This is a genomic window from Streptomyces sp. NPDC087270 (genome assembly GCF_044744625.1).
Taxonomy (GTDB): domain Bacteria; phylum Actinomycetota; class Actinomycetes; order Streptomycetales; family Streptomycetaceae; genus Actinacidiphila.
Genome location: NZ_JBIUYR010000002.1, coordinates 367,783 through 388,030, shown reverse-complemented (window position 1 = coordinate 388,030; position 20,248 = coordinate 367,783). Strand labels below are relative to the sequence as shown.

The 20,248-nt window shown below is 73.1% G+C and carries 12 protein-coding genes and 1 pseudogene; 12 read left to right on the top strand and 1 reads right to left on the bottom strand.

All coding sequences use genetic code 11. The features are described from left to right. Window positions 1–324, top strand: a pseudogene (locus ACIPAE_RS05145) (hypothetical protein); the annotation flags it as partial. 60 nt (window positions 325–384) lie between these two features. Here ACIPAE_RS05145 and ACIPAE_RS05140 read toward each other — a convergent pair. Continuing rightward, window positions 385–3,522 carry a phosphocholine-specific phospholipase C gene (locus ACIPAE_RS05140; RefSeq protein WP_402442985.1) on the bottom strand — a complete coding sequence of 1,046 codons (3,138 nt, stop codon included), beginning with the start codon at window positions 3,520–3,522 and terminating at the stop codon, window positions 385–387. 427 nt (window positions 3,523–3,949) lie between these two features. Here ACIPAE_RS05140 and ACIPAE_RS05135 point away from each other — a divergent pair, with 427 nt between their 5' ends. The 11 genes from ACIPAE_RS05135 to ACIPAE_RS05085 all read left to right on the top strand — a co-directional run bounded on the left by ACIPAE_RS05135 (window position 3,950) and on the right by ACIPAE_RS05085 (window position 20,244). Next, window positions 3,950–4,732 (top strand): TIGR03936 family radical SAM-associated protein, encoded by a 783-nt coding sequence (locus ACIPAE_RS05135; RefSeq protein WP_402442984.1) that lies wholly within the window; start codon window positions 3,950–3,952, stop codon window positions 4,730–4,732. Between the two features lie 224 nt (window positions 4,733–4,956). Next, the gene (locus ACIPAE_RS05130) at window positions 4,957–9,186 is read left to right on the top strand and encodes an Rne/Rng family ribonuclease (protein ID WP_402442982.1); all 4,230 of its coding nucleotides are present in this window, start codon (window positions 4,957–4,959) and stop codon (window positions 9,184–9,186) included. Window positions 9,187–9,525: 339 nt separating this feature from the next. Then, window positions 9,526–9,849, top strand: coding sequence for a 50S ribosomal protein L21 (gene rplU, locus ACIPAE_RS05125; RefSeq protein ID WP_328464128.1), 324 nt, complete (start codon window positions 9,526–9,528; stop codon window positions 9,847–9,849). 14 nt (window positions 9,850–9,863) lie between these two features. Beyond that, complete coding sequence (rpmA, locus tag ACIPAE_RS05120; protein WP_202233703.1) at window positions 9,864–10,118, top strand: 50S ribosomal protein L27; 255 nt, start codon at window positions 9,864–9,866, stop codon at window positions 10,116–10,118. Window positions 10,119–10,250: 132 nt separating this feature from the next. Then, window positions 10,251–11,693, top strand: coding sequence for a GTPase ObgE (gene obgE, locus ACIPAE_RS05115; RefSeq protein ID WP_329369436.1), 1,443 nt, complete (start codon window positions 10,251–10,253; stop codon window positions 11,691–11,693). Window positions 11,694–11,829: 136 nt separating this feature from the next. Continuing rightward, window positions 11,830–13,329, top strand: coding sequence for a bifunctional cytidylyltransferase/SDR family oxidoreductase (locus tag ACIPAE_RS05110; RefSeq protein ID WP_329369438.1), 1,500 nt, complete (start codon window positions 11,830–11,832; stop codon window positions 13,327–13,329). 205 nt (window positions 13,330–13,534) lie between these two features. Then, window positions 13,535–15,673, top strand: a complete 2,139-nt coding sequence (locus ACIPAE_RS05105; protein ID WP_329369440.1) for a hypothetical protein — start codon at window positions 13,535–13,537, stop codon at window positions 15,671–15,673. A gap of 81 nt (window positions 15,674–15,754) precedes the next feature. Further along, a complete protein-coding gene (locus tag ACIPAE_RS05100) occupies window positions 15,755–16,822 on the top strand; it encodes a glucose-1-phosphate thymidylyltransferase (RefSeq protein ID WP_329369441.1) in 1,068 nt (355 codons plus the stop codon). Further along, window positions 16,819–17,802: a dTDP-glucose 4,6-dehydratase gene (gene rfbB, locus ACIPAE_RS05095; protein ID WP_329369443.1), complete on the top strand. Its 984-nt coding sequence runs from the start codon at window positions 16,819–16,821 to the stop codon at window positions 17,800–17,802. Before ACIPAE_RS05100 ends, rfbB begins: the two co-directional genes overlap by 4 nt. Further along, on the top strand, window positions 17,799–18,695 hold the full coding sequence (rfbD, locus tag ACIPAE_RS05090) for a dTDP-4-dehydrorhamnose reductase (RefSeq protein ID WP_329369445.1): 897 nt from the start codon (window positions 17,799–17,801) through the stop codon (window positions 18,693–18,695). Before rfbB ends, rfbD begins: the two co-directional genes overlap by 4 nt. Continuing rightward, complete coding sequence (locus ACIPAE_RS05085; RefSeq protein ID WP_402442977.1) at window positions 18,688–20,244, top strand: lipopolysaccharide biosynthesis protein; 1,557 nt, start codon at window positions 18,688–18,690, stop codon at window positions 20,242–20,244. Before rfbD ends, ACIPAE_RS05085 begins: the two co-directional genes overlap by 8 nt. The last annotated feature ends 4 nt before the right edge of the window (window positions 20,245–20,248 follow it).

Genomic DNA, 20,248 nt, shown 5'->3' with positions numbered 1-20,248 from the left:
GCGATCGCGGCCGCCTGGCAGGCGGGGGCGTATGTGGCCCGGCTGATCGGCCGCGGCATCGGCTGGTTCTTCCGGGTGCTGGTCTTCCTGCCGGTCGCCTTCGTCTGGCGCTACACCGGGGCGCCGGTCTTCCGCGTGATCGGCGCGGTGCTCCGCTTCGTCCGCCGGGAGATCCTGCACCCGGTCCGGGTCGCGCTGGCCGACGCCCGGCGGGCCGTCGGGTCCGCGCTGTTCGGCACCCCGCGGCAGGCGCCGCCACCCCTGCCGCCTCCCCCGCCCGCGCCCGGCGGCGGCTTCGGGCCGCCGCCGGACATGAGCAAGTAGGCCGCGTGGCAAGCGGAGTGACGGTTCGTCAATTCCGCTTCCCCGCAAGGCTATTCGGGGTCAGTCCGCGACCGGGGTGAGGCCGATCCGGACGTGGTCGATCGCCCAGTACCAGTTGTTGCCGGCGTCGAACATCCGGAACTTCAGCGTCACCGCGGCCGCCCCGGCCGGCACCGCGATCTTCCGGGTGATCAGCTGGTTCTCCGCGTCGCCGCCGGCGTTGTCGTTGCCGGTGGCGGCGCCGCTGTAGGTGAGCAGCACCGTCTCCTCGCCGGTGTCGAACGCGGCCGTGACGGTGGCGGTCTGCGGCGCCTCCTGCCGGTAGTGCGAGTCGAAGCCGAGGTACAACTCCGCCGTACCGGACGGGATCGCGACCGCGGGCGAGCTGAGCGTGGAGTCGAACCGCCCCTTCGACGACGGTGATCCGGTGTCGTCCCAGTCGTCGGGGTCGGCGACCGCGACGATGCCCAGCCCGCGGGTGAAGTTCCCGCGGTCCTGGCTGTCGGACGCGAGCCAGAACCGCTTGGTCATGAACGACCAGCCCTGCTCCTCCGCGGTGCCCTGCGGCATGCCCGGCGCGTTCGTCACCGACCAGCCGGCCGGCGGGGTCGCGGTCCAGCCGAGCACGCCCGCCGGCACGTTCAGGTTCACCGCCGGCTTCAACTGCCCGGCCAGCGACTCGAAGTCCTCCCCGAGCAGGTAGCCCTTCATCGAGGGCGCGGTGCGCGCGGCGACCTCGCCGTCCGCGAGCGCCACCCGCGATCCGGCCCGGCCGCGTACGTTCGCCAGCACCCGTGCGGTGGTACCGGACGGCAGCGCGGCCGGCGCGGTGACCTGCCAGCGCACCGTGGCCGAGGCGCCGCGCGCGAGCCGCCGCGGCGGGGCGGCGAGCGTGCGCACCGTCCAGCCGGCCGGCACCACCAGCGCGGCCTCGATCCGGTCGACCGCCGCGTCCGGCGCGGTGAGCACCGCCGACACCGTGGCCGGGGTGCCCGGCACGACCACCGGCTCGTCGACCGTGGTCGAGCCGGAGGCGAGCGCGACCTCGGCGACGAGCGCGTCCGGCAGCCCCATCGCCGGGTCGGTGACGCCCTGCCGTCCGTCGGCCAGCCGCCCGGCCGCCCGGCGCAGCCAGAACAGGTCGTCCCCGGCGCCGACCGCCACGTCGTACCAGCCCTCGCGGGCCACCGGCAGCGTCACCGTACGGGTCCGGCCGCCGTCGATCCGCACCTCGTGGGTGCCGCCGCCGTACGCGAGGTCGCCGACGGTGAAGGTGCGGGCGCGGCGGCCGCCGTTGCGCAGCTCGACCCGCAGCTCGCGGCGGTGGACGTCCTCGGCGAACACCGCCTCCGACGTGTCGCCCTGGCCGCCGCGGAAGTGCCACAGCGAGCCGTTGGGGCCGTGCACCCGCAGGTCGTAGCCGTCGGCGCCGACCTTCCAGGAGTCCGACAGCCGCTTGCGGGCGCCGACGGTGAAGAACCGCGGCTTCACCCCGGGCGCCGGGTAGGCGGCGAACACCGCGGCCTGCGTACCGGAGTTGGCGTAGTCCAGCTCCAGAGCGCCGCCGCGCAGCCGCCCCCGGGTGCTCAGCGTGTACGGCACCGGGCGCGCGGTGCGGGTGCCGCGCGCCTGCACCGGCCGCACCTGCGGGCTCGGCACGGTCGGCGCGGGCAGCTTGCCGGTGTCGGTGACCTTCTGCCGGTTGCCGCTGGTGTCCGGCAGCGACGGCCACTGCGGCTCGTCGCCGGAGAAGTCGAAGGCCGAGGTGAGGTCGCCGGTCACCGCGCGCCGCCAGGCGCTGATGTTCGGCTCGTGCACGCCGAACCGCCGTTCCAGGAACTTGATCACGGAGGTGTGGTCGAAGACGGTCGAGTCGACCGCGCCGCCGCGGGTCCACGGCGAGGCCACGATCATCGGTACCCGCAGGCCGAGCCCCAGCGGGAACGGCCCCGCGGTCACGGTCTCCCCGGCGGGCAGGTTCGGCGACCAGCTCAGGGTGCCGTCGGCGGCCGCGACCCGGTAGCGGCCGCGCTGGTCCACCACCCGGTAGAAGGTGCTGCCGCCCTTGGCCACCCGCACCACGACCTCGCCGTCGGTGGAGACCGTCGAGTCACCGCGGCCGGCCGCGAGCGGCGGCACCGGCGGCAGCAGGTGGTCGAAGAAGCCGCCGTGCTCGTCGTAGGTGAGGAACAACGCGGTCTTCGCCCACACCTCGGGCTTCGCGGCCAGCGCCGCCAGCAGCCGCGCGGTCAGGTTCTCGCCGTCCGGCGGCGCGTAGCTGGCGTGCTCCGACAGCGCGGCCGGCGCCACCAGCCAGGACACCTGCGGCAGCGCGTCCGCGGCCACGTCGGCGCCGAACGCCGCCACCAGCGCGTCGCCCATCGCCCACGGGTTGCCGGCGTTCGCCGCGTCACCGGCCCGGGCCAGACCGCGGTCGTACAGCGGCTGGCCGGGCTTCGCCTGGTGGAAGGCGGAGAACCAGGCGAGCGCGTTGTCGTCGAAGTTCTCCTGCGCCTGGTAGGTCTTCCAGCTGATCCCGGCCGCCTGCAGCCGCTCCGCGTACGTCGTCCACTCGTAGCCGGCGGACACCTCGGTGTTGTCGATGACCGGGAACTCGCGGAGGCTGCCGCCGCTGGTGCCGGTCATGAAGTGCTCGCGGTTGGGGTTGGTGCTGGTCTCGATCGAGGCGTGGTAGTTGTCGCAGATGGTGAAGACCGAGGCGAGCGCGTTGTAGAAGGGCATGTCGGCGGGGGCGTAGTAGCCCTGGCCGAGCCGGCCGCTGTCGCGCCGGGTGACGTAGCCGTCGCCGATGCCGTCGTTGCGGGCGTTCATGCTGTCGCCGTAGCCGAACGCGGCAGCGCCCTGCTGGTAGGCGCTGGTGTGGGCGGCGTCCATCGCGAACGGTGCCAGGTAGCCCTCGGCGCGGGAGGGGTCCGGCTGGTCCCAGACGGGCCGGCCGTTGACGCCGCGCACGGCGGTGCGGTCCCCGTAGCCGCGGACGCCGGCCATGGTGCCGAAGTAGTGGTCGAAGGCGCGGTTCTCCTGCATGAGGACCACGACGTGCTGGATGTCCTCCAGCCGGCCGGGGCGGGCGGGTGCGGCGAGCGCCTGCCGCACGCTGATCGGCAACGCGGTCAGCGCGGCCGCGCCGGCGGCGCCGCCGAGCAGCGCGCGGCGGGACACGAAGGGGGAGGTCACGGGCTGGGCTCCTTGCTGGGTGGGTACGCGGGCGGCGGCGAGCGGGTGCGGACGGGATACCCGCCGCCCGGAATTTGGGTCCAGACCCGTTATGAATACGAGACCATGATGGCGGGCGAGGGAGCGCGGGATGAACAGCGGCGGAAGCCGTGCGGGTCGGTGGGCGGCGGGCGGGGGCGCCGGGCACCGGATGGGGCGGGCGGGGGAGCAGGTGTACGGGAGGCGTCGTCGCGACCGCGGGCGGGCGGTTGTCCACAGGCCGGATCGCGGGCGGCGCGGGGCCTGTGGCATGCGGCGTAACCTTGGAGGTGCAGGGACGCCCGGGTGCGCCGGAATGGGCACGCGGGCGCGTGGTACACGACCCGACACGAAGGACTGAGCGACACTGGGCAAGCGACAGCCAGAGGGCCCGCCGCCGGCACCGGCGGTGCAGCGCATCCGCCTGCGGTACACCAAGCGCGGCCGCCTCCGGTTCACCAGCCACCGCGACTTCCAGCGCGCCTTCGAGCGGGCCCTGCGCCGCGCCGAGGTGCCGATGGCGTACTCGGCAGGGTTCACCCCGCATCCGAAGGTGTCATACGCGAACGCCGCGCCGACAGGCGTCGGCAGCGAGGCGGAGTATCTGGAGATCGCGCTCGCCGCACCGCGCGACCCCGAGCAACTCCGGCTGCTGCTCGACGAGTCGCTGCCCACCGGCCTCGACGTCATCGAGGCGGTCGACGCCCGCACGTCGGGCCTGGCCGAGCGGCTGGAGGCGTCGGTGTGGCAGCTCAGGCTCGACGGCGTCGAGCCCGACGAGGCCCGCCGGGCCGTCGCCGCGTTCCTCGCCGCCGAGACCGTGGAAGTACAGCGCACCACCAAGAACGGCGTCCGCACCTTCGACTGCCGGGCCGCCGTCGCGCGGTTCGAGGTCGTCTCCGCGGCCGACGCGGCGGCCGGTGCGGCGGACACGGACGCGGCAGATCCGGGTCCCGGCGCGCCGCGGGGCGGCGCCTGTGCGATACTGCGCCTGGTTGTACGACACCTGACACCTGCCGTGCGACCCGACGACGTACTGTCCGGCCTCCATGCGACGGCCGACCTCGCGCCGCCGGTCCCCGTAGCGGTGACCAGGCTGGCGCAGGGGCCGCTCGACGAGGAGTCCGGCACGGTCACCGACCCGCTCGCGCCAGATCGCGACGCTGTGGCGGTACCTGCCGGTTCCGCCTAGGTACGGCGTCGACGCGTTGCCGACGCACCAGGGAGCCACCCGGGTCCGGCGACGCTGACCACACGAGACTTTCGTCGGCCCCCCACCGGGGCGGGCCGATGAGCGAGACAGCAGCCCCCGTGCGGCGCCCGCGCCCCCGGAGGACGGCCACCGCGACCCAAGCGGCCCGCCGACCCCGGAACTCCAGGCGCGGCGCCCGGGGGCACGACGGGAGCACTGCCCGAATGCCCGACAACGACGAGACCACCCCGGGTTCCACCCCGGACACCACTTCCTCCGGCGCCGCGGCCGACGAGAGCGCGGCACCCCGCCGCCGCCGTCGCGCCGCGTCCCGCCCGGCGGGCCCGCCCGGAGCGGACACCGCCACCGACACGTCCGGCGCCGCAGGCACGGAAGAGGCGGCCCCGGCCGCACCCCGCCGCCGCGCCACCCGCAAGACCGCCGCCGCGGCCCCGGCCGAGGAGACGCCGGCCGCGGAGGCCGCTCCCACGGAGAGCAAGCCTGCTGCCGAGGGTGAGGCGGAGGCCGCTCCGGCGCGTCCGCGTCGTCGTGCCACGCGTAAGGCGACGGCTCCGGCGGGTGCGCCTGCCGCTGCCGAGGAGACCCCGGCCGCGGAGGCCGCTCCCACGGAGGACAAGCCTGCTGCCGAGGGTGAGGCGGAGGCCGCTCCGGCGCGTCCGCGTCGTCGTGCCACGCGTAAGGCGACCGCTCCGGCGGGTGCGCCTGCCGCCGCCGAGGAGACCCCGGCCGCCGAGACGGTGACCGCCCCGGCCGCCGCCACCCCCGCCACCCCCGCCGCCGCGGAGGAGAGCGCGCCCGCCGCCGACGAGAGCGCGGCGCCCGCCCGCCCGCGCCGCCGCGCCACCCGCAAGGCGACCGCGCCCGCGGGTACCCCGGCCCCGGCCGAGGAGGCCGAGACCCCGGCCGCCCCCGCGACCCCCGCAGCAGAGGCCCCCGCCACCGCCCCCGCCGACGAGGCCCCCGCCGCCCCCGCGCGCACCCGCCGCCGGGCCACCCGCGGCTCCGCCGCTCCCGCGCCGGCCCCCGAGCCCGCCCCGGAGCAGGCGCCCGCACCGGCTGCCGCACCGGCACCCGCGCCGGCCGCCGACGAGCAGCAGAGCGGCGGCCGTTCCCGCCGCCGCGGCCGCAAGGGCGCCGCCGTACCGACCTTCTCCGCCGGCGACGGCCTGCGGCGGCTGAAGCCCGGCGCGCTCGCGCCCCGCGAGGACGCCACCGGCCACCACCCGTACACCGGCCGGGCGCTGCGCGACGGCGACGGCTGGGGCGTCGAGATCGACGACGCCTACGAGATCCGCGGCTACGGCGAGACCGTCGCCGACGCGACCGCCGAGGCCGCCGACGCCCTCGCCGCGGCCTTCGGGATTCCCGTCGAGTCCATCACGATCGACGTGCGCACCGAGACCGCCGAGACCAGCGGCGCGCCCGCGGCCGACGCCGCCGCCGAGCCCGCCGAGGAGGCGCCCACCCGCGGCCGCCGCCGCGCCACCCGCCCGGCCGTCGCGGTCTTCCAGCCGCCGGTGTTCCAGGCCCCCGAGGCCGGCGCCCCCGCGGAGGCCGCACCCGCCGCACCCGCCGCTGCCGCCGAGCCGGCCGCGACCTCCGACGAGAGCGCGGAGGCCGACACCGAGGCCGACGACGACCGCACCCCCCGTCGCCGTCGCCGCCGTCGCGGCACCGCCCCCGAGCAGTCGCCCGCCGCGGCCGACGAGCAGGAGGCCGAGCCCGCGCGGGCCGGCGCCGCCGCCGACCAGGACGAGGCGGACGAGCACGACGACCACGACGGCGCCGAGGGCGCCGACGGCTCCGACGCCGACCAGGACGGCGACGACCGCCCGTCCCGCCGTCGCCGCCGCGGTGGCCGCCGCCGTCGCCGCGGTGAGTCCGGCGACCAGGACCACGACGACAACGGCTCCGACGACGAGTCCGACGAGTCGGCCGAGGGCCACGACGATGACGACAACGGCGCCGCGCACGACGACGACCACGACGACGCCCAGGGCGGCTCCTCCTCCAGCAGCCGCCGCCGGCGCCGCCGTCGCCGCCGCGGCTCGGACGGCGGCGACGACCACGCGGCCGCCACCGGCACCGACGACCCGGAGCGCACCGTCATCAAGGTCCGCGAGCCGCGCTCCCGTTACGAGGGCGGCACCGGTTCCGACGAGGTGCAGTCCATCAAGGGCTCCACCCGCCTGGAGGCGAAGAAGCAGCGCCGCCGCGAAGGCCGCGAGCAGGGCCGCCGCCGCGTGCCGATCATCACCGAGGCCGAGTTCCTGGCGCGCCGCGAGGCCGTCGAGCGCGTCATGGTGGTCCGGCAGAACGGCGACCGCACCCAGATCGGCGTGCTGGAGGACAACGTCCTCGTCGAGCACTACGTCAACAAGGAGCAGTCGACCTCCTACGTCGGCAACGTGTACCTCGGCAAGGTGCAGAACGTGCTGCCGTCGATGGAGGCCGCCTTCGTCGACATCGGCAAGGGCCGCAACGCCGTGCTGTACGCGGGCGAGGTCAACTTCGAGGCGCTGGGCATGTCCGGCGGCCCGCGCCGGATCGAGTCCGCGCTCAAGTCCGGCCAGCCGGTGCTCGTGCAGGTCACCAAGGACCCGATCGGCCACAAGGGCGCCCGCCTGACCAGCCAGGTCTCGCTGCCCGGCCGCTACCTGGTCTACGTGCCCGAGGGCTCGATGACCGGCATCAGCCGCAAGCTGCCCGACACCGAGCGGGCCCGGCTGAAGTCCATCCTGAAGAAGGTCGTCCCCGAGGACGCGGGCGTCATCGTGCGCACCGCCGCCGAGGGCGCCAGCGAGGACGAGCTGCGCCGCGACGTGGAGCGGCTCCAGTCGCAGTGGGAGGACATCAAGCGCAAGTCCAAGAGCGGCAACGCGCCCACGCTGCTGTACGGCGAGCCGGACATGACGGTGCGGGTGGTCCGCGACATCTTCAACGAGGACTTCTCCAAGGTCATCGTCAGCGGTGACGAGGCGTGGTCCACCGTGCACGAGTACGTCTCGCACGTCGCGCCCGACCTGGTCGACCGGCTGTCGCGCTGGACGTCGGAGGTCGACGTCTTCGCCAACTTCCGGATCGACGAGCAGCTGTTGAAGGCGCTGGACCGCAAGGTGTGGCTGCCGTCCGGCGGTTCGCTGGTGATCGACAAGACCGAGGCGATGGTCGTGGTCGACGTCAACACCGGCAAGTTCACCGGGCAGGGCGGCAACCTGGAGGAGACCGTCACCCGCAACAACCTGGAGGCGGCCGAGGAGATCGTCCGCCAGCTGCGGCTGCGCGACCTCGGCGGGATCGTGGTGGTCGACTTCATCGACATGGTGCTGGAGTCCAACCGCGACCTGGTGATGCGCCGGCTGCTGGAGTGCCTGGGCCGGGACCGGACCAAGCACCAGGTGGCCGAGGTCACCTCGCTCGGCCTGGTGCAGATGACCCGCAAGCGGGTCGGCCAGGGGCTGTTGGAGTCCTTCTCCGAGACGTGCGTGCACTGCAACGGGCGGGGCGTCATCGTCCACATGGACCAGGCGACCACCACCGGTGGCGGCGGCAAGCGCAAGCGGCGCCGTGGTGGCGCCGGCGTGGGCGAGCACGACCACGACCACGAGCACGAGACGGCCGTGGAGGCCGAGCAGGCGCAGGGCGACGAGGCCGAACTCCCGGAGCTGGAGCCGATCGAGGTCGGCGAGTCGGACCTGGTGCCGGCGGTCGGCGACCCCGAGGAGGAGTGGTTCGGCAGCGCCGCGGAGGCGGAGGCCGCCGCGAACGGCTCCCGTGGCCGCGGCCGGCGCCGCGGTGCTCGCAAGGCCACGGCCCCGGCGGGCGCGCCCGCCGCGGCGGACCACGAGCCGGAGCCGGCCGTCGTGGTCGTCCCGGTCAGCGAGCCCGAGGTCGAGCCGGCCGAGGCCGAGCCGGAGCCGGTCGTCTCGACCGAGCCGCCGGCCCGTACGCGCCGCCGCGCCACCCGCAAGGCGACCGCCCCGGCCGGGGCGCCGCCCGCCGCCGAGGAGGCCGCGGTGGTCGTGGTCAGCGCGGAGCCCGCGGCGGCCACGCCCGAGCCCGAGGCCGAGCCGGAGCCTGCCGTCTCGACGGAGCCGCCGGCCCGTGCGCGGCGTCGCGCCACCCGTAAGGCGACCGCGCCCGCGGGGGCGCCGGCCGCGGCAGCGGAGGAAGCGGCGGTGGTGGTCGTACCGTCCGCCGAGGCCGCCCCTGCGGAGGCTGCGCCCGACCAGGCCGAGCGGGCCGAGCAGGCTGACGGTGAGCCGTCGGCGGAGGCCGAGGCCGAGCCCAAGAAGCGGGCGGCCCGCAAGGCCCCGGCGAAGAAGGCGGCGGCCAAGAAGACGGCGAAGAAGGCCGCGACGAAGAAGACGGCGGCCAAGAAGACGACGACGAAGAAGGCCGCGACGAAGAAGGCGAGTTCGCCCGCGGAGTAGCCAGGCGGACCCTCCGGGGTGCCCCGTCAGCGCCGTAGGGACCTTGCGGTCCACGGCGGTTCGCCGCGCGGTTCTCCCCCAGAGCTTCGCCTGGGTGGTGCCCCCACGCGCCCCTGGTCAGTGCAGCCACTGCCAAGGGGCGCGGGCAACCCGGGCGGTCCTGCTCGACCCTGGCCGGATTTGACCCGGGTGGACGCGGTCCGTAGCCTTGACCTTCGGCGTTTCTGCGCCTTCGCCTGAGCACATTCCTCCCGGGCTTCCCGGGAGAGGCCCCTCCGCGGCAGTTATGGAGTGGCTGGCATCAGGGGTTTTCGAATCGAGCGAGAGAGTGAGTTCCGCGTGTACGCGATCGTGCGTAGTGGTGGCCGCCAGCACAAGGTGGCCGTCGGCGACATCGTCGAGGTTGACAGGATTCCCACCGGCAAGGTCGGCGACGCGGTCGAGCTCTCGACGCTGCTCGTCGTCGATGGCGAAGCCGTCACCAGCGACCCGTGGGTGCTCGCCGGGATCAAGGTCGAGGCCGAGATCGTGGACCACCACAAGGGCCAGAAGATCGACATCCTGCGCTACAAGAACAAGACCGGTTACCGCCGTCGCCAGGGTCACCGCCAGCACTACACGGCGCTGAAGATCACTGGCATCCCCGCCGCGGCTGCGAAGTAAGGGACTGAGGAGAGATGGCACACAAGAAGGGCGCATCGTCCACCCGGAACGGTCGCGACTCCAACGCTCAGCGGCTCGGTGTGAAGCGCTTCGGCGGCCAGGTCGTCAACGCCGGTGAGATCATCATCCGCCAGCGTGGCACCCACTTCCACCCCGGCTCCGGCGTCGGCATCGGCAAGGACGACACGCTGTTCGCGCTGTCCGCCGGTGCGGTCGAGTTCGGCGTGAAGCGCGGTCGCCGCGTGGTGAACATCGTTCCGGCCGCCTGAGGCGAGCCGTAAGAACTTTCGAGGGCGGACCCGTTTCCCGGACTCCGGGAAGTGGGGCCGCCCTCGGCGTGTTACAAGGCCAGTAGGACCGTAAGAACCGTGGGAAACCCGTACGTTCTGGAGGAAGCACCCATGACCACCTTCGTGGACCGCGTCGAACTGCATGTCGCCGCGGGTAACGGGGGCCACGGCTGCGCCTCCGTGCACCGGGAGAAGTTCAAGCCGCTCGGCGGGCCGGACGGCGGCAACGGCGGGCGGGGCGGGGACGTGATCCTCGTCGTCGACCAGGACGTGACCACCCTGCTCGACTACCACCACAGCCCGCACCGCAAGGCGACCAACGGCAAGCCGGGCGAGGGCGGCAACCGCTCCGGCAAGGACGGCAGCGACCTGGTGCTGCCGGTGCCGGACGGCACCGTCGTGCAGGACCGGGACGGAAACGTGCTGGCCGACCTGGTCGGCCAGGGCACCACCTACGTCGCCGGGCAGGGCGGCCGCGGCGGCCTCGGCAACGCGGCGCTCGCCTCAACCCGGCGCAAGGCGCCCGGCTTCGCGCTGCTCGGGGTGCCCGGGCAGGCCCGGGACATCGTGCTGGAGCTGAAGACCGTCGCCGACGTGGCGCTGGTCGGCTACCCGAGTGCGGGGAAGTCCTCGCTGATCTCGGTGCTCTCGGCGGCGAAGCCGAAGATCGCGGACTACCCGTTCACCACGCTGGTGCCGAACCTCGGAGTGGTCAACGCCGGCTCGACGGTCTACACGATCGCCGACGTGCCCGGGCTGATCCCCGGCGCGAGCCAGGGCCGCGGGCTGGGTCTGGAGTTCCTGCGGCACGTCGAGCGCTGCTCGGTGCTGGTGCACGTGCTGGACACCGCGACCCTGGAGTCCGACCGCGACCCGGTGACCGACCTCGACGTCATCGAGGCGGAGCTGCGGGCGTACGGCGGCGGGCTGGAGGACCGGCCGCGGCTGGTCGTGCTGAACAAGATCGACGTGCCCGACGGGCAGGACCTGGCGGAGATGATCAAGCCGGACCTGGAGGCGCGCGGCTACCGCGTCTTCGAGGTGTCCGCGGTCTCGCACGCCGGGCTCAAGGAACTGTCGTTCGCGCTGGCCGGGATCGTGGCGGAGACGCGGGCGGCGCGCCCGGCCGAGGAGTCCACCCGCGTGGTGATCCGGCCGCAGGCCGTCGACGACGCCGGGTTCACCGTCACCTACGACGGCGAGCTGTACCGGGTGCGTGGCGAGAAGCCCGAACGCTGGGTGCGGCAGACGGACTTCACCAACGACGAGGCGGTCGGCTACCTCGCGGACCGGCTCAACCGGCTCGGTGTCGAGGACGAGCTGGTCAAGGCGGGGGCGAAGGCGGGCGACGGCGTCGCGATCGGGCCGGAGGACGACGCGGTGGTCTTCGACTGGGAGCCGTCGCTGGCGGCCGGTGCGGAGATGCTGGGGCGGCGCGGTGAGGACCACCGTTTCGACACGCCGCGGCCCGCGGCGAGCCGGCGTCGCGACCGGCAGGCCGAGCACGACGAGGCCGCCGACGCCTACGACGAGTTCCATCCGTTCGGAGGGTGACCGGACCTCCTGGCCGCCCCTCCCCGTGGTCGTAGGACCTTGCGGCGAGGGGCGCCTCGGTGAACCCCGCCTTGCGAGACGGTTACCGGGGGTGAGACGATCCCCGTATCTCTTGTTGCCGCTAGGTAGGTCTCACGTGTCCCTGCACCTTGCCCACTCCCGTACCACCGCTGTCATCCTTGCCGGTGGCACGGGGCAGCGGGTCGGCCTGTCGATTCCCAAGCAGCTGCTGAAGATCGCCGGTAAAGCGGTGATCGAGCACACGCTCGCCATCTTCGAGCAGTCGGACGCGATCGACGACATCATCGTGCTGATGGCGCCGGGCTATGTCCCGGACGTCGAGAAGATCGTCACGAAGGCCGGTCTGAAGAAGGTCAGCCGGGTGATCGAGGGCGGCACGACGCGCAACGAGACCACCGAGCGGGCCATCGCCGCGCTGAGCGAGGAGCTCGAGCCCGGCCAGGACCGCAACGTGCTCTTCCACGACGCCGTGCGCCCGCTGATCTCGCAGCGCGTGATCGCCGACTGCGTGGCCGCGCTGGAGCGGTACGAAGCGGTGGACGTGGCGATCCCGTCCGCGGACACCATCATCGTCACCCGCACCCACGGCGGCGACGGCGAGTTCATCACCGAGGTGCCGGACCGCTCCCGGCTGCGCCGCGGCCAGACCCCGCAGGCGTTCCGGCTGTCCACTATCCGCCGGGCCTACGAGGTCGCCGGCGGCGACCCCAACTTCCAGGCCACCGACGACTGTTCGGTGGTGCTGAAGTACCTGCCCGACGTGCCGATCTACGTGGTCCCCGGCGACGAGCACAACATGAAGGTGACCACCCCGGTGGACGTCTTCATCGCCGACAAGCTCTTCCAGCTCGCCTCCACCGCCGCCCCCGGCCAGTCCGACGAGGCGGCGTACCGCGAGCTGCTCGCCGACAAGACCCTGGTGGTCTTCGGCGGCTCCTACGGCATCGGCGCCGACATCGCGGCGATGGCCGAGGGATACGGCGCGAAGGTCTTCGCGCTGGGCCGCTCGACCACCGGCACCCACGTCGAGGACCCCGAGCACGTCGACGACGCGCTGTCGCGGGCCTACGCGGAGACCGGCCGGGTCGACTACGTGGTGAACACCGCGGGCGTGCTGCGGATCGGCAAGCTCGCCGAGACCGACAACGCGACCATCGAAGAGGCGCTGCGGGTCAACTACCTCGCCCCGGTGCAGATCGCCCGCGCCTCCCACAAGTACCTCGCCGAGACCCGCGGCCAGCTGCTGCTCTACACCTCCAGCAGCTACACCCGGGGACGGGCCGAGTACAGCCTGTACTCGTCGACCAAGGCCGCGATGGTGAACCTCACCCAGGCACTCGCCGACGAGTGGGCCGGCGACGGCATCCGGGTCAACTGCGTCAACCCCGAGCGCACCGCGACGCCGATGCGCACCAAGGCGTTCGGCCAGGAGCCGGCCGGCTCGCTGCTCTCCTCGGAGGCGGTCGCCCGCACCTCGCTCGACGTCCTGCTCTCCACCCTCACCGGCCATGTGATCGACGTCCGCCAGCAGGACCCGATGCAGGGCCTGTCCGGCGCCTCCGGGATCGAGCGCGCGCTGGCACACGTTCTCGCCCAGGGGGAGGACGAGCAGTAATCCTTACCGGAACGGATCGACAGTCCTTGGGCCCGCGTGACACGGTGCGCCCAGGGACTTCGTCCGTTGATGAGGGAGCGCGGCGCCGGCCGGCCCGCCCCTTCCCGCACCGCCACTCCGCCTCACCCGATCTCCGTATCCTCATTCGACGTCTCATTCGACATCGCACTGGAGCAGTCACCCCGTGATCTCAAAAGCCATTCGCATGGCCCGTGTGGCGTCCGGCGGCGAACTCGCCGCCGCGCTGCTCATGCTCCTCAGCTACCCGTGCCTGGTGATCGCCGCGCTGCTGCCGAGCCTGTGGTTCTTCGTGGCCGCCGGCGCGGTCAGCTACGTGACGGACTGGTTCCTGCACCAGCGCCGCTCGTACCTGATCAACCGGCTGGGCAAGGCCCGGGCCGGGCTGTCGCTGCGCTTCCTGCTGCGTGAGCTGACGCTGGTGCTGCTGATGGCGCAGATGAACCTCGCCAACAACCGGGCGTTCTCCGCGGCCATCGTCTGCTTCCTGGTCTTCTACGGCATGCAGGCCCCGCACGCGGCCCTGATCACGCTGATCCGCAACCGCCGCAAGCTGCCGTTCGGCACCCGCAACATCGACCTGAGCGGGATGCGCATCACCAACGCGCCGTCGGGCCTGCTGACCTCGCGCGCGGCCGAGAAGATGCTGCACCTGGACCTGTTCGCGGTGATCGGCCTCCTGCTGTACGCGAAGGCCGGGCACATCGCGTTCGTCTACCTCGGTGCCGCGCTGACGCTGGGCCTGGGCATCGTGTACACGCTGGCCCTGGCGCCGTACCTCACCCGCCGCCGGCTGCCGGCGAAGACCGACGACGCGCTGGCGTTCATGGACACCTGGCTGCGGGCGTACCGGCCGAGCACCGTGCTGTACTTCTCCGGCTCGCCGGACTCCGCGTACCAGGTCAACATGTGGCTGGACACGATGGCGGACATGCCGGGGGAGCGGCCGCTGGTGATCCTGCGCGAGCGGGCGATCCTGCTCCAGCTCGCCGACACCGCGGTGCCGGTGCTGTGCGTGCCGGGCGCGGTGCACCTGATGAACATGGACCTGTCGACCGTGCGGGTCGCGCTGTACCCGGCGAACGTCGGCAAGAACATCCACCTGCTGCGGGTGCCGAGCATGAAGCACGTCTTCGTCGGCCACGGCGACAGTGACAAGGTCGCCAGCATCAACCCGTTCAGCAAGGCGTACGACGAGGTCTGGTCGGCCGGCAAGGCGGGCCGGGACCGGTACGCGCTCGCCGACGTCGGGGTGCGTGACGAGGACGTGGTCGAGGTGGGCCGCCCGCAGCTCGCCGGGATCACCGCCTGGGACGGCTCGGCCGCGACCGGCATCCCGACCGTGCTGTACGCGCCGACCTGGGAGGGCTGGACCGACGAGCCCGGCAACACCTCGCTGATGCTGGCCGGCGTGAACATCGTGCGCGGCCTGGTCGCGTCCGCCACCCCGGTCCGGGTGCTGTACAAGCCGCACCCGTTCACCGGCACCGTCAACCCGAAGGCGAAGCGGGCCCACGACAAGGTGGTCGCGGTGCTGGCGAAGGCGAACGCCCAGCGGGCCGCCGACCCGGCGTGGTCCGCGCGGATCGCCGAGGGCAAGGCGGCGCAGGCCACGGCCCGCGCCGAACTGGCGTCGATAGAGACCGAGTTGGATTCGCTGGTGGCCGAGGCGACCTCCGCGGAGGGGGACATGGCGATCATGTCCCGCGACTCGATCGCCGACCCGCAGCTCACGGCGCGGCTCGCCGAGTTGCGCGCCCGGTGGAACGCCGCGTACTGGAAGTCGCTGAGCGCCTGGGAGCACAAGGTCGTCACCGGCCCGATGCCTCACCTGTACGAGTGCTTCAACGAGTCCGACGCGATGGTCTCCGACATCTCCAGCGTGGTCTCGGACTTCGTGGCGACCGGCAAGCCGTACGCCATCACCGATTCGGCCGAACTGGGCGAGGAGGAGTTCAAGCGGCAGAACACCGCCGCCCGCGCCGCGCTCATCCTGGACAACTCGGCGAGCCGGGTCGGCGAGCTGGTCACGGCCGTGGTCACCCCCGAGCTCGACCCGCTGGCCGGGTCGCGCAAGGAGATCAAGCAGTACCTGCTCGGCCCTGACCACCCCACCTCCATCGAGCGGTTCTCGCAGGCGGTGCGCGACCTCGCACACAAGGCCGAGGTCCGGCTCGTCCAGCAGGCCGCTCTGGGCCAGACGGGTGATGTCGATCCGCTGGACGGTCCGACCGCCCAGGCCAGGGCCGAAATGGAGCGAACCACTCCGCAACGGCGCGCCGACGAGGAGTTGGCGTCGGATGTCCAGGAGCGAAACGCGGGGTGACGTCCGGGTATGCTCGCAGCCGGGGGCGCGGGTCGCGACCCGCAGTGACCGCCCCCTGAATCCATCTGCATGGGACGTAACGTGAAAGCACTTGTGCTCTCCGGCGGGGCGGGCACCCGCCTCAGGCCGATCACTCACACCTCGGCCAAACAGCTGGTACCGGTCGCCAACAAGCCGGTGCTGTTCTACGGCCTGGAAGCCATCGCCGAAGCCGGGATCACCGAGGTGGGCATCATCGTCGGCGACACCGCCGAGGAGATCAAGGAGGCGGTCGGCGACGGCTCCGCCCTCGGTATCGCGGTCACGTACATCCCGCAGGACGCGCCGCTCGGGCTGGCGCACGCGGTGCTGATCGCGCGCGAGTTCCTCGGCGAGGACGACTTCGTGATGTACCTCGGTGACAACTTCATCGTCGGCGGCATCAGCGGCCTCGTCGAGGAGTTCCGCGCGGAGCGCCCGGACGCGCAGATCCTGCTCACGAAGGTGCCGAACCCGACCTCCTTCGGCGTCGCCGAACTCGACGCGCAGGGGCGGGTGAAGAACCTGGAGGAGAAGCCGAAGCAGCCCAAGAGCGACCTGGCGCTGGTCGGCGTCTACCTCTTCACCCCGGCCGTCCACGAGGCGGTGCGCGCCATCAAGCCGTCCTGGCGCGGTGAGTTGGAGATCACCCACGCCATCCAGTGGCTGATCGACGAGCAGCGCGACGTGCGCTCCACCACGATCTCCGGCTACTGGAAGGACACCGGCAACGTCACCGACATGCTGGAGGTCAACCGGTCGGTGCTGGACACCCTCGAACCCGAGGTGCTCGGCGAGGTCGACGCGGAGAGCGAGATCATCGGCCGGGTCCGGATCGAGGCCGGCGCGAAGGTGGCCGGCAGCCGGATCGTCGGTCCGGCGATCATCGGCCGCAACTCGGTGATCAGCGACGCGTACGTCGGCCCGTACACCTCCGTCTCGGAGAACTGCCGGATCGAGGACAGCGAGATCGAGTACTCGATCCTGCTGCGCGACTCCTCGCTCACCGGCGTGCGCCGGGTCGAGGCGTCGCTCATAGGGCGCAACGTCGAAGTGACCCCGGCCCCCCGAAACCCTGCCGCGCACCGCCTGGTGCTCGGCGATCACAGCAAGGTGCAGATCTCGTCATGACCGACCGCATACTGGTGACCGGCGGGGCCGGCTTCATCGGCTCCCACTACGTCCGTACGCTGCTCGGCCCGACCGGGCCCGGGGACGTGGCGATCACCGTCCTGGACAAGCTGACCTACGCGGGCAACCCGGCGAACCTCGACGAGGTCCGCGCGCACCCCGGCTTCCGCTTCGTGCAGGGCGACATCTGCGACGCCGAGCTCGTCGACAAGCTGGTCGCCGAGCACGACCAGGTGGTGCACTTCGCCGCCGAGTCGCACGTCGACCGCTCGATCCTGGGCGCCACCGAGTTCATCACCACCAACGTGGCCGGCACCCAGACCCTGCTGGACGCGGCGCTCCGCAACAACCTGCGGACGTTCGTGCACATCTCCACCGACGAGGTGTACGGCTCGATCGCCGAGGGCTCCTGGCCCGAGACCGACCCGCTCCAGCCGAACTCGCCGTACTCCGCGGCCAAGGCGTCCAGCGACCTGATCGCGCTCGCCTACCACCGCACCCACGGCCTGGACGTGCGGGTGACCCGCTGCTCCAACAACTACGGGCACCACCACTTCCCGGAGAAGGTCATCCCGCTGTTCATCACCAACCTGCTGGACGGCGGCAAGGTCCCGCTCTACGGCGACGGCGGCAACGTCCGGGACTGGCTGCACATCGACGACCATGTGCAGGGAATCGACCTGGTACGGAACCTCGGCCGCCCGGGAGAGGTCTACAACATCGGAGGCGGCACCGAGCTGTCCAACAAGGAGCTCACCGGCCTGCTGCTCGAAGCGTGCGGGGCCGGCTGGGACTCCGTGGAGTACGTCGAGGACCGCAAGGGCCACGACCGTCGCTACTCGGTGGACTGCACCAAGATCCGTACCGAGCTGGGTTACGTGCCGCGCAAGGACTTCGCGACCGGCCTGGCCGAGACCGTCGCCTGGTACCGGGAGAACCGGGCCTGGTGGGAGCCGCTGAAGGAGCGCGCCACACTGTGAAACCGCCGAACGCGACCTGGCTGGTGACCGGCGCCGCCGGGATGCTGGGCCAGGACCTGCTGGTCCGGCTGCGGACCGAGCCGGACACCGCGGTGGTGGCCATGGGCAGCACCGCCCTGGACATCACCGACCCGGAGGCGGTCGCCACCGCGATCGCCGAGCACCAGCCCGTCCTGGTCGTCAACTGCGCGGCCTGGACCGGGGTCGACGACGCGGAGAGCCGCGAGGCCGACGCCGCGCGGATCAACGGCGACGGGCCCCGGCACCTCGCCGAGGCGTGCGCCAAGTCCGGCGCGAAGCTGATCCACGTCTCCACCGACTACGTCTTCGCCGGGGACGCGGACCAGCCGTACGCCGAGGACGCCGCCACCGGTCCGCGCGGCGCCTACGGGCGCACCAAGCTGGCCGGCGAGCGGGCGGTGCTCGACACCCTGCCCGACGCCGGCTACGTGGTGCGCACCGCGTGGCTGTACGGCGCGGCCCGCGGCAACTTCGTCCGCACGATGATCCGGCTGGAGGGCGTCAAGGACACCCTCGACGTGGTGGACGACCAGCGCGGGCAGCCCACCTGGACCGCGGACCTGGCCGACCATCTGGTCCGGCTCGGCACCGCCGCGCTCGCCGGCGACGCGCCGGCCGGCGTCTACCACGGCACCAGCGCGGGCGAGACGACCTGGTTCGGCTTCACCCAGGAGATCTTCCGGCTGCTGGGCGCGGACCCCGAGCGGGTCCGGCCCACCACCAGCGCGGCGTTCGCGCGCCCCGCGCCGCGCCCGGCGTACAGCGTGCTCGGCCACGACCGGTGGCAGTCGGCCGGCATCGAACCGATCCGCGACTGGCGGTCGGCGCTGGCCGAGGCGTTCCCCGCCCTGGTGGCAGCCGAACGTGGCTGAGGCCCCGGCCGGCGCGGCCGGCGGGCGGGCGCGGCGGCTGGGCCGGCGGGCGCTGGCGGTGCTGCCGCCGGGCACCGCGCTGGTGGGCGCCGGCACCGCGGTCCTGGGACTGGCCAGCTACATCCAGCTCGCGGCCGCGGGCCGCACGCTGCCGTCCGACCGGATGGCGGGCGTGTCGGTGCTGTGGACGCTGGTCTTCTCGGTCGGCCTCGGGCTCTTCTTCCCGATCGAGCAGGAGATGACCCGGCTGGTCGCGGCCCGGGTGGTGGCGGGAGAGGGCACCGGTCCGGTGCTGCGCCGCGGCCTGGCCACCTCGCTGGGGCTGCTGGCCGCGGTGTGCGTGCCGGTGGCGGTCCTCGCGCACCCGGTCGCGAACCGGCTCTTCGACGGCAACCTCTCCCTGGTCGGCGCGCTGTGCGCGGCGTTCGGGGCGCTGTCGGTGGCGTACGTGACCCGCGGCATGCTGGCCGGCACCGGCCGATTCCGGGTGTACGGCACGCAGTTGGCGCTGGACGGCGCGCTGCGGGTGGTGTTCTCGGTGCTGCTGGCGGCGGCCGGGACGCACTCGCCGCTGCTGTTCGCCGCGGTGCTGACGGTGCCGACGCTGCTGTCGGTGGCGGCCACGCTGCCGTGGGTGCTGCGCGCGGCGCGGTACGGCGCGGAGGGCGTGAGCGCGGTGAAGCCCGCGGCCGGCGCGGATGTCGCCGCTGCCGCCGCCGGCGTCGCGGCCGGCGCCGTCGCAGGCGGGGCCGCTGGTGCCTCTTTTGCCGGTGAGACGGCGGGCGGGGCCGCCCGGACGGGCGGGGCGACGGCGCTCCGGTCGTCGCCCCCGCTGCCGTGGCGTGCGCTGTGGTCCGGCCTGCTCGCGCTGATCCCCTCCACGCTGCTCGCCCAACTGCTCGTCAACATCTCGGTGATCAGCGTGAAGCTGCTGGCACCCGACGACACCGCGTTCATCACCGCGCTGCTGTCCGCGGTGGTGCTGGCCCGGGTGCCGCTGTTCGTCTTCGGCTCGCTCCAGGCGTCGCTGCTGCGCGGGCTGTCCGAGGCCGTCGCGGCCGGCGACCGTGCGGCCTACCGCCAACTGCTGCTGCGTACGGCCGCGTTCACCGGCCTGCTGGGCGGCACGGGCGGGGTGGTGGCGGTGGCGCTGGGCCCGTGGCTGGTGCCGCGGCTGTTCGGTTCGCCCGATCTGCTCGGCTGGACGGACTTCGCCTGGCTGTCGGCCGGCACGCTCTGCTACATGCTCGCCTCGGTGCTCGGCCAGGCGTTGCAGACCACCGGCGGTCACGGCCGGCAACTGGTTTCCTGGGCGGTCGGCACGGCCGCGCTGCTCGCGGTGACGTTCAGTCCGTTGCCTATCCGTGACCGGGTCGAGATCGCTTATGCGGTCGGCGCGGCAATCACCGCGATCCTGCTCTCCATCCGGGTGACTTATGCCATTCGGATGCAACCTATGCGTCACTTCGACCGTCAAGCTGGGTGGACGGATGCGATACAGGGGACCAATTTCCGGGACCCCGCGGAGCGTCCACAATCGGTTGAATAATTGA

What these genes read in the sequence shown, in the direction of transcription:
- ACIPAE_RS05130 (WP_402442982.1), top strand. Translation starts at nt 4,957, where the DNA reads ATGCCCGACAACGACGAGACCACCCCGGGTTCCACCCCGGACACCACT.
- rpmA (WP_202233703.1), top strand. Translation starts at nt 9,864, where the DNA reads ATGGCACACAAGAAGGGCGCATCGTCCACCCGGAACGGTCGCGACTCC.
- obgE (WP_329369436.1), top strand. Translation starts at nt 10,251, where the DNA reads ATGACCACCTTCGTGGACCGCGTCGAACTGCATGTCGCCGCGGGTAAC.
- ACIPAE_RS05105 (WP_329369440.1), top strand. Translation starts at nt 13,535, where the DNA reads ATGGCCCGTGTGGCGTCCGGCGGCGAACTCGCCGCCGCGCTGCTCATG.
- rfbB (WP_329369443.1), top strand. Translation starts at nt 16,819, where the DNA reads ATGACCGACCGCATACTGGTGACCGGCGGGGCCGGCTTCATCGGCTCC.